Source organism: Streptomyces sp. NPDC032745 (assembly GCF_055579465.1).
Genome location: NZ_JBVING010000001.1, coordinates 302354 through 318928 on the forward strand (window position 1 = coordinate 302354; position 16575 = coordinate 318928).

A 16575-nucleotide genomic window follows, 5' to 3' on the forward strand; every position below is an offset into this window, starting at 1 on the left:
TGCAGAGCGCCTTTGCTCATTCATGGCCGTTGTATGGCACGGATGTTACGCGTTCGCCGTCCTCTTGTGGTGGGGCGAACGCGTGGGTCAACCTTTTGGAGGCGGCAGCCCGGCAGACCCCGAAGGGGTTGTCATGCCCATGCCTTTCCGCCGCCTCACCCCCCGCAATGCACCACCTATGAGGAGGACCCCTCACATGTCCGTGATGCGTCACACCCGCCGGAAACTCGCCGGCGTCAGCGCGACCGCCGTCGTGGCCCTCGCGCTCGGCGCGGCCGCCGCGTTACCCGCCTCCGCGGCCGACAACGGCCCCCAGGGCGTCATCGAGAACGCCGGTGCCCCCGGCTCGGTCGCCGGCAGCTACATCGTGACCCTGAAGGACTCGGCCGCCCGCTCCACCGCCGACAGCGGCAAGGCCGTCGCCCGGCGCTACGGCGCGACGATCGGCAGGACCTACAGCGCCGCCCTCAACGGCTACTCCGTCAAGGTCTCCGAGGCGCAGGCGAAGAAGCTCGCCGCCGACCCGGCGGTCAAGTCCGTCGTGCAGAACCGGACGTTCACCGTCGACGACGCCCAGGGCACCCAGCCCAGCCCGCCGTCCTGGGGCCTGGACCGCATCGACCAGCACCCGCTCCCGCTCGACAGCAGCTACACCTACCCGGACAAGGCCGGCGAGGGAGTCACCGCGTACATCATCGACACCGGCGTCCGCATCACCCACGGCGAGTTCGGCGGCCGCGCCTCCTACGGCTACGACGCCATCGACAACGACAACACCGCCCAGGACGGCCACGGCCACGGCACGCACGTCGCCGGCACCGTCGCGGGCACCTCGTACGGCGTGGCCAAGAAGGCCAAGATCGTCGGCGTCCGCGTCCTCGACAACAACGGCTCCGGTACGACGGAACAGGTCGTCGCCGGCATCGACTGGGTGACGCAGCACGCCGTCAAGCCGGCCGTGGCGAACATGTCGCTCGGCGGCGGCGCGGACTCCGCGCTCGACACCGCCGTACGCAACTCCATAGCCGCCGGCATCACGTACGGCGTCGCCGCGGGCAACGAGTCCACGGACGCGAGCACCAAGTCCCCGGCGCGCGTCGCCGAGGCCATCACGGTCGGCGCCACCACCAGTACCGACGCCAAGGCCAGCTACTCCAACTACGGCTCGATCCTGGACATCTTCGCCCCGGGCTCCTCCATCACCTCCTCGTGGGGCACCGGCGACACCGCCACCAACACCATCTCGGGCACCTCGATGGCCACGCCGCACGTCGTGGGCGCGGCCGCCCTGTACCTCTCGCAGAACCCCTCGAGCACCCCGGCGCAGGTCCGTGACGGCCTGGTGGCCGCGGCCACCCCGAACGTGGTGACGGGTCCGGGCTCCGGCTCCCCGAACCGCCTGCTGTACGTGGGCGGTGGCACCACCCCGCCGAACCCGGGCACCCGCTTCGAGAACACCGCCGACTACGCGGTCAACGACAACGCCACCGTCGAGTCGCCGCTCACCGTCAGCGGTGTCGCGGGCAACGCCCCGGCGGCGCTGAGCGTCTCGGTCGACATCAAGCACACGTACATCGGTGACCTGAAGGTCGACCTGGTCGCCCCCGACGGCTCGGTGTACAACCTGCACAACCGCAGCGGCGGCAGCGCGGACAACATCGTCAAGACCTACACCGTCAACGCCTCTTCGGAGGTCGCCAACGGTGTGTGGAAGCTCCGCGTGAACGACAACGCCAACATCGACACCGGCAAGATCGACTCCTGGGCGCTGCAGTTCTGACCCACCGGGAATGAACACGGCGTAAGGCCGCGATGAACTGCGGGGGTGACCGTCATGACGGTCACCCCCGCTGCGTACTATTTCGCGCATTCGTTCGCGCCCCCCTGTGATGGAGCCCCACGCCCCGTGAGCACCCCGCCCCCGCCCTACTGGCTCGCTCCGCCCCCGCAACAGGCGTACCGGGAGCCCGCCCTCAACGGCTTCGCGCTCGCGTCGCTGCTGGTCGGGCTGTTGTGCATGCCGCCGCTCGGGGTCGTCTTCGGAATCGTGGCGCTCGTCCAGATCGCGCGGAAGGGGGAGCGGGGCAGGGCCCTCGCGATCACGGGACTGGCGGTGTCGCTCGCGATGACCGGCGCCGTCGTCCTCGCCGCGGACCGGGTGACGGAGCGGCTGTTCGACCGGCTGGACACGCTCCAGCGGTTCGAGGGCGTCGAGGGCGAGTTGACCGCCACGGACGACATGCGCGCGGGCGACTGCTTCAACGTCCCCGGCGGGGACCTGCTCGACGAGAGCCCGCTCATCTACCGGATCGCGTGCACCGAGGTGCACGAGGGCGAGGTCACCTCCTCGACCCGGTTCGACGACAAGGTGTTCCCGGGCGGGCCCGAGCTGAGGAAGACCGCCACGGACGCGTGCTGGAAGGCGCAGGACGCGTACGCGATGGACTCGTGGGCGCTGCCCTCGTACGCGGAGATGTTCTACTTCGCGCCCTCGCGCGAGGCGTGGAGCGGTGGCGACCGGCGGCTGCTCTGTGTCATCGGCACGGCGGAGCGGGAGCACCGCGGCAGCCTGCGCAGGGACGCCGGGACGCTGAAGCCGGAGCAGGTGGCCTTCCTGCGCGTGATGAACGAGGCCGACCTGGCGCTGGGGGGCGGGCCGGAGGAGGAGATCGACGAGGCGTTGCCGCAGTACCGGGAGTGGGCCCGCGAGGTCGACCGGGCGCTGGCCGCGGAGGCGGGGCTGCTGGACGGGGTGAAGGCCCGGCCGGAGCTGGCCGGGCCGGTGCGGGCGCAGCTCAAGGAGGTCGAGGCGGCGCGGGCGGCGTGGCAGCGGGCGGCGAGGGCGACGAAGCCGGCGGAGTTCCGGGACGCGTGGGACGCGGCCTCGGGTGCACTGTCCGTGGACACGGAGAAGGCGCTGCGCGGGGCGTACGGGCTGTCGACGAGGGTGCCGGACTGGCTCGCGGGGCAGCCGGGCGACTCGGACGGGTCCTCTTCGGCCCCGGTGTGAGGAGCCGACGAGGATAGCGCGCGGTAACGCGCGGTAACGGGTTTCAGTGACCTGGCTTCATCACTTCGGGTGAAACTCTGGCCCTTGCTTGCGGTCTACAACCGTCGGTTGCCAGGGTGTAGCTGTCTGTCAACCTGATGGGAGTGGCCAGTGACTTTCGGTGAGCAGCCGGCCTATCTGCGCGTCGCCGGGGATCTGCGACGGAAGATCGTCGATGGGTCCCTGCCCCCGCACGCCCGGCTCCCCTCGCAAGCCCGGATCCGCGAGGAGTACGGGGTCTCCGACACCGTGGCGCTGGAGGCGCGCAAGGTCCTCATGGCGGAGGGGCTGGTCGAGGGCCGGTCCGGCTCGGGTACGTACGTACGGGAGCAGCCCGTGCCGAGGCGGGTCGCCCGCTCGGGATACCGCACGGGCGGGACGTCGACGCCGTTCCGGCAGGAGCAGGCCGAGGCCGGGGCCCGCGGGACGTGGGAGTCCAGCAGCGAGCAGACGGCCGCGCCGGCGGAGATCGCCAAGCGGCTCGGCATCGAGCCGGGCGAGCGGGTGATGCGGACGCGGTACGTGTTCCGCGACGCGGGGGAGGCGATGATGCTGTCGACCTCCTGGGAGCCGCTCACGGTCACCGGCCGGACCCCGGTGATGCTGCCGGAGGAGGGGCCGCTCGGGGGCTCGGGGGTCGTCGACCGGATGGCCGCGATCGACGTCGTCGTGGACAACGTGGTGGAGGAGGTCGGGGCGCGGCCCGGCCTCGCCGAGGAGATCATGCTGCTGGGCGGGGTCCCGGGCCATGTGGTCCTGGTGATCGGCCGTACGTACTTCGCGTCCGGACTGGCGGTCGAGACCGCCGATGTGGTGGTCCCGGCGGACCGCTACCGCCTGTCGTACCACCTGCCGGTCCGGTGAGCGGACGGGGCGTGCCCGCGCGTTAACCGGACGGTGACGCGGGGGTGCGGGGCGTAACCCCGGGGCAATGCCCACGTGTGACGGGGTGTCACAGACCGGCCCTACCGTCCGGCGGTATGACCGACACCGCCGCCACCACGACCGCCACGCCCGGGCCCGCCTCCGCACCCCGCCGGAGCTACGCGAAGCTCGCCGCCGACGAGAGCCGCGAGGACTACTCGCTGCGGTATGCGCCCCACGCGTTCCGCCGCTGGGGTCCCGCCACCGTCGCGGGCACGGCGCTCGGCGGGATCGCCTACCTCGCCGACTTCGCCATCGGTGCCTCGATCGTCTTCACGTACGGGTTCAGCAGCGGGCTGGCCGCGATCCTGACCGCCGCCGCCGTCATCTTCCTGACCGGCATCCCCATCGCCCGGGCGTGCGCCACGTACGGGCTGGACATGGACCTGGTCACCCGGGGCGCCGGTTTCGGCTACTTCGGGTCCACCCTGACCTCCCTCATCTACGCCTCCTTCACCTTCATCTTCTTCGCCCTCGAAGGCTCGATCATGGCCCAGGCCATGCACCAGGCGATGGGGCTCCCCGTCGAGATCGGGTACCTCGTCACGACGCTCATCGTGATCCCGATCGTGTTCAAGGGCATGGGCGCGCTCGCCAAGGTGCAGGCGTGGACCCAGCCCGTCTGGCTGATCGGCCTGGTGCTGCCGTTCCTCGTGCTCGCCTTCCAGGCCCCGGACGCCTGGGGCGCGTTCACGCACTTCGGCGGTACCGAGGGCGCCGGGGCCGGCTTCTCCTGGACGGGATTCGGCTTCGGGACCGGCATCGCCCTCTCACTCATCGCCCAGATCGGAGAACAGGCCGACTACCTGCGATTCATGCCCGCCAAGACCGCGGCCAACAGCCGCACATGGAGGACCGCGGTGCTCGCCGCGGGCCCGGGCTGGGTGATCATCGGGGCGGCCAAACAGCTCGGCGGCGCCTTCCTCGCCTTCGCGGCCCTCGAAACGGTCGGCAAGACGCACGCCCTGGAGCCCATCGCGCCGCAGATCGAAGCCCTGCGCCCCTGGCTCGGCTCCTTCGCGCTGCCCGCCGCCGCGCTCTTCGTGATCGTCTCCCAGATGAAGATCAACGTCACCAACGCCTACAGCGGCTCGCTGTCCTGGTCGAACTTCTTCTCCCGCATCACCCACCGCCACCCCGGCAGGGTCTGGTACATCTTCCTCAACCTCGGCATCGCGCTGACGCTGATGGAGCTCGACATGTTCGCGATGCTCGGCAAGCTGCTCGGCTTCTACTCCAATGTCGGCATCGCGTGGATCGCCGCCGTCGCCGCAGACCTCGTGATCAACAAGCGGCTCGGACTCAGCCCGCCGTACATCGAGTTCAAGCGGGCGTACCTGTACGCCGTCAACCCGGCGGGATTCGGCGCAATGGTGATCGCCTCCACCGTTTCGATCCTCGCCTTCTTCGGGCTGTTCGGCACCTACGCCGAGGCGTTCTCCACCTTCATCGCGGCCGGACTCGCCCTCGCCCTGTGCCCTTTGATCGCCTGGGCGACCCGAGGGAAGTACTACCTGGCCAGGCCGAACACGGTGAACGGGCCGGGGGTGGAGGTCGAGGACGTCACCGCCACCCACACCTGCTCCGTGTGCGAGACGGCGTACGAACTCCCCGACATCGCCGACTGCCCCGTCCAGTCGGGGCCGATCTGCTCCCTCTGCTGCTCCCTCGACGCCACCTGCCAGGACGTCTGCCGCAAGGCACCGCAGGGAGGTGCGGTGGTGCTGCCGACGCCCACGGTGCGCCGGTCCTGAACCGGCGTACACGGGCTTGTCGTACGCATGGCCGGATGCGTACGCCTGCGAGGTACCTCTTCGTGAAAAACCGTATCCGCTCCGTAAAGGTCGGGCGTAAGGTCGGGCATATGCGCAATGCGGTTTCCCGGGCAGGTACATCGGCGGAGGGTGAAACGCGATGAACGACAGCGGTGCCCTGCTCCCATGGCTGGTCATACGTCAGGACGACAACGGCAACCGCTACCGGGTGGGCCGGTACCCCACCCGGGCCGAGGCCCAGAAGGTCGTCGACAGCCTCGAAGACAGGGGCCACAAGCAGCTGTACTGGGTCGAGCGGATCGGTCAGACCGCCACGACGAACTGAGCATCCCCGCGTTGACATAGGCTCCGCCCCATGACGGTACGAGTTGTCGTGGGCGGAGCCCTTTGTCATGAGGGCCGCCTGCTGGCCGCCCGCCGCAGCGCACCCCCGGAGCTGGCCGGGCGCTGGGAGCTGCCGGGCGGGAAGGCCGAGCCGGGCGAGTCCGTCCCCGAGGCGCTCGTACGCGAACTGCGCGAGGAGCTCGGCGTGGAGGCCGAGCCGCTGGACCGGATCCCGGGGGAGTGGCCGCTCAGGCCCGGGCTCGTCCTGCACGTGTGGACCGCCCGGTTGCTGTCCGGCGACCCCGCGCCGCTGGAGGACCACGACGAGCTGCGCTGGCTCGGGCCCGAGGAGCTGGACTCGGTGGACTGGCTAGACCAGGACCGGCCGGCGGTCGCCGAGGCCGGACGCCGGCTGCGCGCCGAGCGCGCCGAGCAGCACATCAGGTCGCACGGGGGCGCGTGACGCGCGTGCTCTAGGCCGTCTGCGCCACAGTGCGCCGGTGCGTGAAGGATCGGGTGGTACGACGCCTCAAATATCGGGTATGTCGCTATTAGTCCCTATCGTGTGCTGCCCCTCGTGGCTCTGTCCCTGATGAATCGGACTGGGGTCGTTACCGGCCCGGGAAGTGATCGGCGTGATCGACACAGACGGTGAATGCGCCGAGTGGGCCTTCCCCGCCGAACCCGGCGCCGTCCGCACCGCCCGGCACGCCGTGCGTGGCACGCTCGGTTCGTGGGGTCTGGACTCCGTCGGCGACGTCACCGTCCTGCTGGTCAGCGAGCTGGTCACCAATTCACTGAGGTACGCCTCCGGCCCCATCGGCGTCCGGCTGGTGCGGCGCAATCCGGCCAGTGGAAGTGTGACGGGGGGTGCCGCCCTGCTCGTGGAGGTTTCCGATCCGCTTCCGGATCCGCCCCGCGAACGGGTCGCGAACCCGGACGACGAGGGTGGCCGCGGGCTTCACCTGGTGGCGTCCTCCGCGCAGCGCTGGGGGACGCGGCACGGGAAATCGGGCAAGACCGTGTGGTTCGAGTTGGCACTTCCTGGTGAGTAACAAGGTGAAGGATGGCCGACGATCACACGGCATGGCTCGAAATAGTCGGGACCTTTTTGTGATCGTGAACGCCGTGCCGTGCGGGGCCGTGGTGCTGAATACTTCGGTCATGGCCGGTCCGGTTGCGGTGAGCTGGAGGGGACGGTCGCGTGAGCGAGATACCTGCGCAGGCACATCAGGCCCGTGTGCCCGGGGAGACATGGCACGACTCCCTGTGGCACAGCAGCCCGCCTGGCTCGATATATGACTACATAAAGGTCGCGTCCTTCTCCATCGGACCCGACGGGCTCATCGACCAGTGGAGCCTGCGCGCCGAGGAGCTGTTCGGGCTGACCGCCGCACAGGCCGTGGGCCGCGACCCGGTGGACGCCTTCATGCCGCCGGAGCTGCGCGCCGGCGGGCACCGCAGGGTGGCCGAGATCCTCGACGGCAAGGAATGGACCGGCCTCGTCCCCTTCCGGATCCCCGGCGGGAACGGCGCGCACGGCGTGGCCGAGATCTATGTGATGCCCACCCAGACCGAGACCGCCGAGCGGGCCGCGCTGTGCGTCGTGGTCGACGTACGCGCGCTGCGCCGGATCGAATCCGATCTCGCCGCCTCGCAGGCCATATTCGGCCAATCTCCTTTCGGCTTCCTGCTCTTTGGTACGGACCTCACCGTGCAGCGGGCCAACCGCCGTTTCGCGACCGTCTTCGGCGGCGCCGTCGAGGAGCACCGCGGCCGCACGGTCCACGACTACCTCCCGCCCCAGGAGGCCGACCGGATGACCGAGGCCCTGCGGCGGGTCCTGGAGACCGGAGACTCCGTCACGGACCTCCAGATCACCGGCGCCGCCCCCGGCAGCCGGGAGCACCGCCACTGGTCCATCAACCTCTACCGCGTCCACGGCGGCACCGGCCGCCCCATCGGCGTCGCGGGCCTCGGCACCGACGTCACCCGCCGCCACCTCGCCGCCCGCGAGGCCGCCGGGGTCCGGCGCAACCTCGCCCTGCTCAACGAGGCCGGGCACCGCATCGGGAACTCCCTCGACCTCGAGACCACCGCCCGCGAACTGCTGGACGTGACCGTCCCGGGCTTCTGCGACCTCGCCGCCGTCGACCTCTACCAGGGGCTGCTGCTCGGCGACGACGACCGGCCCGCCCGGCCGCAGGGCCCCGGCGTGCCCTCGCTGCCGCCGGGGCTGGGCGCCGGCCGGGCGCCCTCCGCGCCCCTGCGGCGCGTCGCCTTCGCCTCGGCCGTGTCGGACGCCCCGCTGTCCGGTCCGGGCGCACTGGTCTCCGTAGGGGAGATCCACCGCTACCCGGCTGCCTCGCCGGGAGCGCTCGCCCTGCGCACGGCGCGGCCGCGGCTGATCGAGGGCGGCGGGCAGGACGACCTCGTGCAGTCGACGCTCGTCGTACCGATGGTCGCGCACGACACCGTCGTCGGGCTCGCCCAGTTCTCCCGTACGAAGGGCAGCGAGCCCTTCGGGGAACGGGACCGGGCGGTGGCCGTGGAACTCGCCGCCCGGGCCGCCGTCTGCATCGACAACGCCCGCCTCTACCGGCGCGAGCACGAACGGGCGCTGATACTGCAGCGCAGCCTGCTGCCGCCCGGGGACCCCGAGGCGGCCGGCCTGGACATCGCCTGCCGGTACCTGCCGGGGAACGCGGCCACCGAGGTCGGCGGGGACTGGTTCGACGTCATCGAGCTGCCCGGGCATCGCACGGCGCTGGTCGTCGGCGACGTGATGGGCCGCGGGCTGCGGGCGGCCGTCGCGATGGGCGAACTGCGCACCGCGGTACGGACCTTGGCGCTGCTGGACCTGGAACCGGCGGAGGTGCTGACCGCGCTGGACGAGATCGCCCGCGGGCTCGGCGCGCCCGGCGGCTCCCAGCAGGCCTCCCGGGCGGCCCTGCACTCACGGGACGCGGACCGCTCCGAGGTGTACCTCGCGACCTGCGTGTACGCCGTCTACGACCCGGTGACCCGGCGCTGCACCATCGCCAACGCGGGCCACATGCCGCCCGTTCTGGTGGAACCGGCGGAACCGGGCGCCCCGCCGCGGCCCGCCCTGCTGCTGGAGGTGCCGCCCGGGATGCCGCTGGGAGTGGGCGGAGAGCCGTTCGAGGAGGTGGAGGTGGACCTCCCGGAGGGGGCCCTGCTGGCCCTCTACACGGACGGGCTGGTGGAATCGCGGGACCATCCGCTCGAGGAAGGGCTGCGGGGGCTGCGGGACGCGCTGTCCGACCCGGTGCGGCCGCTGGAGGACGTGTGCGACCACGTGCTGAACACGCTGGACACGCGGCACGGTGAGGACGACATCGCGCTGCTGATGGCGCGGGTGCAGGGGCTGCCGGTGGAAGCGGTGGGGGACTGGCAGCTGCCGCGCGAGGCGCGGTCGGTGGGCCGGGCGCGGGAGCTGGCCCGGGCGAAACTGCCGGGCTGGGGGCTGGAGGGGCTGCTGGACACCACCGAGCTGCTGGTGAGCGAGCTGGTGACGAACGCCCTGCGGTACGGGGAGGGCGAGATCCGGCTGAGGCTGCTGCTGGACCGCACCCTGGTCTGCGAGGTCTGGGACGGCAACCTGGTGCAGCCGCGGCGGCGCCGGGCCCGGGACACGGACGAGGGCGGGCGGGGGCTGCAGCTGGTCGGCATGCTGTCGGCGGGCTGGGGCACGCGCCGCACCCACCGGGGGAAGACCGTCTGGTTCGAGCTCCCGCTCCCGGGCGCGGAGGCGGAGGCGGTCTCGGAACTCTCGGCGGAGCAGCTGCTGAGCATGTACGGCTGACCGCCGGCGGACGGGTCCCGCTGCGCGGAGAGGCTCCGCGCAGCGGTTTCGTCAGGCGGCCCTGCGGGACTTCAGGGCGGCGAGGCGGGCTTCGATCTCCGAGGTCTTGTCGAGGTCGTCCAGGGCCTCGAACTGGGCGTCCAGGGAGGACGCCGCCAGTTCCTGCCGGCCCAGGGCCCTGGCCTCCTCCCGGCGGACCTTGTCCTCGAAGCGGGTGATGTCGCTCGTCGGGTCCATGACGTCGATGCTCTTCACCGCGTCCAGCATGGTGTTCTGCGCCTGTGCGGTCTTCGCCCGGGCCACCAGCTCGTCCCGCTTGGCCGTCAGCTCCGTCAGTTTGTTCTTCATCGCGTCCAGCCCGGACCTGAGCTTGTCCACGACCTCGGTCTGGGCGGCGATCGTCGGCTCCGCTGTCTTCGCCTCCTTCTCCGACTGGAGCTGGCGGCCGAGGGCGACCTTCGCCAGGTTGTCGAACCTGTCCGCATCCGCTGCCGACCCCGACGCCCGCAGCCCGTCCGCCTTCCTGCTCGCCGCGAGCGCCTTGGACCCCCATTCGGCGGCCGCCTCCACGTCCTCCTCGTGGTCCGCCTCCAGCATCCGCAGATTGCCGATCGTGGTGGCGACCGCCTGCTCCGCCTCCGTGATGTTGTTCGAGTAATCGCGGATCAGCTGGTCCAGCATCTTCTGCGGATCCTCCGCCTGGTCCAGCAGCGCGTTGATGTTCGCCTTCGCGAGCTGGGTGACGCGGCCGAGGATGGTCTGCTTGCTCATGCGTGCTCCCTCCTTGGGGGTGCTCTCTCCTTGGGGTGCCCTCTCCCTGGGCGAAGGGGGGATCAGAAGCGGCCGCCGCCCCCCATGCGGCCGCGGGTCCCGCCGCCGCCGAAGGAGCCGGGGCCCGGTCCGCCGCCCCCGAACCCGCCGCCGAAGCCCCCGCCTCCGCGGCCGCCGCGCAGGATCTCGCCCAGGATGATCCCGCCGAGAACCGCGCCGCCCATGCCGCCGCCCTGCTGCCGCTGCCCGCCGCCGCCGTACGGGTTCTGGTACGCCCGTACGTCCTGCTCGGCCAGCTGCTGCGCCTGCCGCGCCAGCCCGTCCGCCTGCTGCGCCTCCGCCAGCGCCGCCGCCGGGTCCGAGCCCGCCAGGGCCGCCGACCGCTCCATGCGCCGCTGAGCCTCCGCCAGCCGGGTGCGGGCCTGGCTGCCGACCGCGCCCCGGCTCGTGGTGATGTAGTCCGCCGCCGCGCCGATCGCGCTGCGCGCCGAGAGCACCGCCTGGTCCAGCAGGGCGGCGGCCCGCCGGCTGCCCGCCTCGCGCTCCCGGGCCCCGGCCAGCGCCTCGTCGAGGACGGCATCGGCCTCCTCGACCCGGCGCAGGGCGTCGATCGGGTCGTACCGGCCGGCCTCCTGCGCCCGCCGTACGTCGGCCAGGACCGCCTCCGCCCGGCCGATGCGGCCGCGCAGATCCGCCGTGGAGGCCCCTTCCGCGGTGCCGGTCAGCAGGCCGCGGGCATCGGCGAGGTCGGTCCCCGTCTCCGTGAGCGCCCCGGGCAGCTTCCCGGCCGCCTCCGCCAGCTCCTGCGCCCGCCGCTCCACGGCGTCGACCAGCGTCGCCGCCTGGTCCACCGCCCCCTCTGCGGCCCGTACGTGCACGGCCGCCTTCCCGTTGTCGCCGCCCTCGAGCGCCGCCCGGGCCTCGCCGAGGCTGGTCGTCGCGAACAGCAGCCGGTCCTCGGCCTGTTCGGCGTTGGAGGCCACCGGCGCGGACGCCGAGTCCGCGTAGCGCCCGGCCAGCGCGGTCAGGGTCGCCGTCGCCGTCGTCGTACGGCCCGTCAGGGCCCGCAAGTGCGCCTCGACCGTCGCCACGGCCTGCGGGGCGTTCTTCTCCAGGTCCCGCAGCCGGTCGAAGTCCGCCGACTCGGCGTCGAGCCGCCGGTTCGCCTCCGTGCAGCGGGCCACGATCTCGTCGAGCATCCGCCGCCGGGTGGGGTCGTCCTCGGGATACGCGTCGTCGAGCTGCTGGCGCAGCCGGAACGCGGCCGTCAGCTCGCTCTGCGCGAAGGCCAGGGCCTCGGTGAACGTGCCGACCGCCGCGTCGCCGAACTGCGCGGAGGCGAAGCCGAGCTCCTCGGTGCTGGTACGGATCGCGTCGTCGGTCTCCACCAGCAGGGCCCTGGCCTTGGCGTCCAGCTCGGGCAGCGGCAGGGCGGTCGTGGTCGCGGGCTGCTCGCCCCAGCCCGTCGTGCCACCGGCCCAGCCGGCCTTGCGCTTGTGGCGGCTGTATGCGTACGCCCCGAGGGCGACGGCCGCGCCGACGACGACCACCGGGAGCACGTAGTCCCCGGCCCCGCCGTCCTCGTCCGCGCCGCCGCCGGGGTTCGCCACGCCGGGGGTGACGGCCGGCACCGGTACGGGCTTCCCGGCGAGCACGGCACCGTACCCGTCGGCGGCGCCGATCGCGGCGCCCGCCCAGTCGTTCTGCTTCAGCGCGGGCTCGATGGCCGTACGGGCGACGTCCGCGAGCTGCTCCCGGGTGAACCCGGAGTCGACATCGGCCGAATAGGCGTACTGGCGGGCCCCGGTCGCCACGGCCAGCAGCACGTCGTCCTGGCCGAGGCCGTTCTTCTGCGCGGTGGCGTCCGCCCAGCTCTGGGCGGAGCGCCCGGAGAAGTCGTGCACGTACGTCACGAAGAGCTGGATGCGGTGGTCGGCGTACAGCTTGTCCAGCGCGGCTGTGACGGCGGCCTTCCGGTCGCCGAGGGCGCCCACGCGGTCGGTGATCTGCCCCTGCTGGGACAGGGTGACGGGATCGTCGGCCCGAGCGGCCGGCGCCCCGGCCACCCCCCAGCCACCGAGCCCCAGCAGCGCGGCGCCCAGCGCGAGCCCGACCCGTACGGATATCCCGGCGGCGGTGCCCCTCTTCGCCCTGCTCCTCGGCGGCGTCACATTTGGGAGGGTATGGGCGCAGTACCCGCCCCGCACCCGGAGATCGTCCTCCGCGCCGCCCCGGGCCCGGGGGTGGGCGCCCGGTGCCGCGAGGGTCGGCAGGGCCGGTCAGGGCAGGGCGTACGCCGAGAGGCCGGGGCGGGAGAGGACGACGTGGTCGGCGATCAGGAGGGTGTCGCCCAGGGCGAGGTCGGGGTGCTCCCACTGGCGGCGGAGCTTGCCCGTTCCCGGATCCAGGACGGCGACGGAGGGGCCCGCCACCCGGCTCAGCAGGCCGCGGCGGCCACCGCGGGAGGCGTTGACGTAGACGCCCCACGGCCGGAGGCCCAGCAGCTCGACCGTGCACACCGTGCCCTCGTGCCGGGTCAGCGACCGCTGCCAGTACAGCTCCCCGTTGAACGCGCTGAACGCGAACACCACGTCCCCGCCCTGCTCCGGGCGGTACGCCGCCGCATACACGGTGGCTGGTTCGACCAACAGCCGCTCCGCCGGAGTACCCAGCGCGAACCGCCACATTTCCCTGCCCGTGTCGCGGTCCAGCGCGAGGAGGTGGCCCCCGTCCAGGATGTGCACGGGCTGTCCATGGGCCGTGCGGCCGGCGGGCCGGTCGCGGCGCCGTGACCACACCTGCTGCCCGCTCGACAGGTCCAGCGCCTGGTACTCCCGGTCGTCCGCGAGGACCAGGCGGTCGGCCGCCGCGGCCGACGACCGGGTGGGGGTGTCCCGCAACGTGCGCTCCCACAGGATCTCGCCCGTCGCCGCCCGCAGCGCGGTCAGGTCGCCGGGCGCCCCGTGCACCAGCACCGGCCCCGCGCTCCGCAGCGGCCGTTCCTGCGGCAGGTCCCGCCACCACCGCACCCGCCCGTTGCGCGGCTCGCGCGCCAGCAGCCGCACGCCCGGCTCGCCCTCCCGCCGCACCTTCACGTACACCGTGGCCGCGTCCGCCACGCAGGACACCAGCACCCGCCCGGACCCGGGCAGCGGCGGAGCGACCGCGCCCTCGTCGGCATGGGCCGTCCAGCCGGTCACGCCCGAGTCGGCTCGTACGCAGCCCACCTCGGTTCCCGACCGCCACACGACGTACGCACCGGCCGGGTACAGGGCGTCCGGCCGTGCGCCGGTCTGCCAGACCTGGGACCCGGGGGCTGCCTGCTGGAGCAACGGGGGCGCCTCGGGCCCCCAACCCCGCAGACGGGCGTACGTCGCAGGGGCCACCGCGGGCCCCGTGAACGGGCCGCCCAGGGCCGTCGTGCCGGGCGGCGGAGGGGCCCCCGCGTCGGCGGACGCCTCCGCCAGCCAGGGCATCCGGTCCGTCGCCAGGCACTCCCGCGCGGTACGGGCCAGCGCGCGGGCCCGTACCGCAGGGTCCGGCAGAGCGCGGGCGGCGTCCGCGCCCTCCCGTGCCGCCGCAGGGTCCAGCGGGGGCAGTACCGCCCGCCGGACCCGGGCCCGGGCCTCGGCCAGCGAGGACAGGGCGTGGCCGGCCTTGTCGTCGGCGGCCCCTTCCGGATCGCGACGCAGCAGGGCGGCCGCCTGGGTGCGCAGCAGCTCGGACGTTTCGAACCGCCCCTGCCCGGCGTGGTGCGCCGCCTCCTCGCGCAGCCAGGCCGCCCGCTCCTCCAGGAACCGGGGAAGCTCCTCCTCGGCCTGCTCCAGCGCCCGGGCTCCGCCCGCCGCGTCCCCGGCCTCGGCGCGGTCGCGCGCCACCTGACACAGCGCCAGCAGCCGGGCCCCGGCGGAGCCGATCCGCTCGCTCAGGCGCAGGGCACTCTCCAGGTCCCGCGGGGCGATGGCCAGCACCGTGTCGTACGTGGCGGCCGCGCGCTGGCCAGGGTCCTGGATCCGGGCCAGCCGGTGCTCGGCCTCCTCGGGCCGCTCCGCCGCGAGGGCCGCCTCGATCCGGGCGCGGAGCCCGCCGGGCGCCGGACGCCCGCTGAGGTGGTACCCGGCGATCTGGGAGGCCTGCCCGGGGGCAACCTTGATCAATTCCTCCGCCAGTGCGCGCAGCGGACCCTCCCGCCGGGAGCCGGGCACCGTGAACAGTGCCTGCTGCGCCTCGGTCAGCAGCCGCCGGGCCCGCGCCGGGGCGTGCGGGGCGGTGCTCCGGGCCAGCGCCGTCAGCAGCCGGGCCACCCGGGCCCCGTCGCCCCCGCCGCCGGCCCACGCCGCGCTCTCGGCGTCGGCCAGCAGCCGGGCCGCGAGGCCCGAGTCGAAGCGGGCCGCGGCGTCGGCGGCGACGGCCAGCACCTCGACGCGGGCGTGGTCGCCGTCCGGGAGCTCCCGCAGCGCGTCCTCCGCCTCGACGAGCAGCCCCCGTACGAACTCCCGCACCCCGGAACCCACACCCTCGGCCGCCATCGGAGCGCCCCCTGCCCCGTCGGCCGGCTCGGCCCCTGCCCCGTCGGCCCGCTCGGAGACCGCCTCGGCCGCCCGTCCGCCGCCGGAGCCGGACGCAGGCTCCGGAGCCGCCCCGGGCACCCGCGCCTGCTCGGCCCCGGCTTCGGGCCCTGATCCGGGCGCCTGTCCGGCCCCGCCGTCCGCACCTGATCCCGGCCTCGCGCCGGCCCTGCCCTCCGGGCCTGGTCCGGGCGCCTGGTCGGCTCCGCCCTCCGGGCCTGATCCCGGCCTCCGGTCGGCCCCGGCTTCGGGCCCTGATCCGGGCGCCTGTCCGGCCCCGCCCTCCCGGCCTGGTCCCGGCCTCACGCCGGCCCCGCCCTCCGGGCCTGATCCCGGGCCCCGGTCGGCGTCGGCCCCGGGCCCAGTTCCCAGCCGCTGGCCGGGTACCGGGTCCGGGTCCGGGTCCGGCGGGGTGTACTCCGGGGACGGGCCGTCCCCGTTCTCGCCCCCGCGAAGGCCGCGCAGCTCCCTCAGCGCCTTCCCGACCACCTCCGCCGACTCCGGCCGGTCCGCCGGGTCCTTCGCCAGCAGGGCCAGGACCAGCCGGTCCAGCTCCGCCGGAACCGGCGTCCCCGCCTCGCGCAGCGGCAGCGGCGCCTCCGCGACGTGCCGGTGCATCAGGACGTACGGACCCTCGGTCTGCCCGAACGGCGGCGCCCCGCTCACCAGCGCGTACAGCACGCACCCCAGCGCGTACAGATCGCACCGCGCGCCCACCCGCTCGCCCCGCCACTGCTCCGGCGCCATGTACGCGGGGGTGCCGATGATCCGCCCCGTGACCGTCCAGCCCGCCGTCGCGTCCGCGGAGTGCGCGATGCCGAAGTCGCATATCTTGATCCGCCGGCCCGGCAGCAGGAACAGGTTGCCCGGCTTCAGGTCCCGGTGGACCACGGACTGTCCGTGCGCGACGGCCAGCGCCTCCGCCGTCTGCGCGGCCAGGTCCACCGCGAGGTCCACCGCCAGCGCACCGTCCCGCGCCAGCGTCGTGGCCAGGTCCTCGCCCGCCAGCAGCTCCATCACGATGAACAGCCGCCCGTCCTGCTGTCCCACGTCGTGCACCACGGTGATCCCGGGGTGCTGGAGCCGCGCCCCGATCGTGGCCTCGCGTCTGAACCGCGCGACCACCTCGTCGTTCGTGGCCGCCTCCAGCAGCACCTTGACCGCCACGGACCGGTCCAGCATCAGGTCGTGCCCGCGCCACACCTCGCCCATGCCGCCCTGGCCGAGCCGCCGCTCCAGCCGGTACCGGCCGGCCAGTTCATCCCCCACCCGCACCGCAAAGCCCCCTGACATCACGTCATGCGACGTTTTCCCAGGGGGCATTGTGTCCTGCGAAGT

The 16575-nt window shown here is 73.5% G+C and carries 11 protein-coding genes; 8 read left to right on the plus strand and 3 right to left on the minus strand.

Going from position 1 to position 16575, the window contains the following annotated elements; genetic code table 11:
• Positions 1-196 precede the first annotated feature (196 nt).
• The 8 genes from ACZ5WG_RS01350 to ACZ5WG_RS01385 all read left to right on the plus strand — a co-directional run bounded on the left by ACZ5WG_RS01350 (position 197) and on the right by ACZ5WG_RS01385 (position 9898).
• The gene (locus ACZ5WG_RS01350; RefSeq protein WP_468719788.1) at positions 197-1780 is read left to right on the plus strand and encodes a S8 family peptidase; all 1584 of its coding nucleotides are present in this window, start codon (positions 197-199) and stop codon (positions 1778-1780) included.
• Between the two features lie 126 nt (positions 1781-1906).
• Positions 1907-3010 carry a DUF4190 domain-containing protein gene (locus ACZ5WG_RS01355; protein WP_468719789.1) on the plus strand — a complete coding sequence of 368 codons (1104 nt, stop codon included), beginning with the start codon at positions 1907-1909 and terminating at the stop codon, positions 3008-3010.
• A 150-nt stretch (positions 3011-3160) separates the two neighbouring features.
• Positions 3161-3913: a GntR family transcriptional regulator gene (locus ACZ5WG_RS01360; RefSeq protein WP_468719790.1), complete on the plus strand. Its 753-nt coding sequence runs from the start codon at positions 3161-3163 to the stop codon at positions 3911-3913.
• 116 nt (positions 3914-4029) lie between these two features.
• Positions 4030-5727, plus strand: a complete 1698-nt coding sequence (locus tag ACZ5WG_RS01365) for a purine-cytosine permease family protein (protein WP_468719791.1) — start codon at positions 4030-4032, stop codon at positions 5725-5727.
• Between the two features lie 160 nt (positions 5728-5887).
• Positions 5888-6073 carry an SPOR domain-containing protein gene (locus ACZ5WG_RS01370; protein ID WP_383504957.1) on the plus strand — a complete coding sequence of 62 codons (186 nt, stop codon included), beginning with the start codon at positions 5888-5890 and terminating at the stop codon, positions 6071-6073.
• 30 nt (positions 6074-6103) lie between these two features.
• A complete protein-coding gene (locus tag ACZ5WG_RS01375; protein WP_468719794.1) occupies positions 6104-6535 on the plus strand; it encodes a (deoxy)nucleoside triphosphate pyrophosphohydrolase in 432 nt (143 codons plus the stop codon).
• Between the two features lie 163 nt (positions 6536-6698).
• Entirely contained in the window at positions 6699-7127 is a 429-nt protein-coding gene (locus ACZ5WG_RS01380; RefSeq protein ID WP_468719795.1) for an ATP-binding protein, read from the plus strand.
• 158 nt (positions 7128-7285) lie between these two features.
• A complete protein-coding gene (locus ACZ5WG_RS01385) occupies positions 7286-9898 on the plus strand; it encodes a SpoIIE family protein phosphatase (RefSeq protein ID WP_468720482.1) in 2613 nt (870 codons plus the stop codon).
• Positions 9899-9949: 51 nt separating this feature from the next.
• Here ACZ5WG_RS01385 and ACZ5WG_RS01390 read toward each other — a convergent pair whose 3' ends face one another.
• The 3 genes from ACZ5WG_RS01390 to ACZ5WG_RS01400 form a co-directional block, all read right to left on the minus strand.
• Positions 9950-10669: a PspA/IM30 family protein gene (locus ACZ5WG_RS01390; RefSeq protein ID WP_468719797.1), complete on the minus strand. Its 720-nt coding sequence runs from the start codon at positions 10667-10669 to the stop codon at positions 9950-9952.
• A 62-nt stretch (positions 10670-10731) separates the two neighbouring features.
• Entirely contained in the window at positions 10732-12795 is a 2064-nt protein-coding gene (locus ACZ5WG_RS01395) for a TPM domain-containing protein (RefSeq protein ID WP_468720484.1), read from the minus strand.
• A gap of 153 nt (positions 12796-12948) precedes the next feature.
• Positions 12949-16512: a protein kinase domain-containing protein gene (locus tag ACZ5WG_RS01400; protein WP_468719799.1), complete on the minus strand. Its 3564-nt coding sequence runs from the start codon at positions 16510-16512 to the stop codon at positions 12949-12951.
• Positions 16513-16575: the final 63 nt, after the last annotated feature.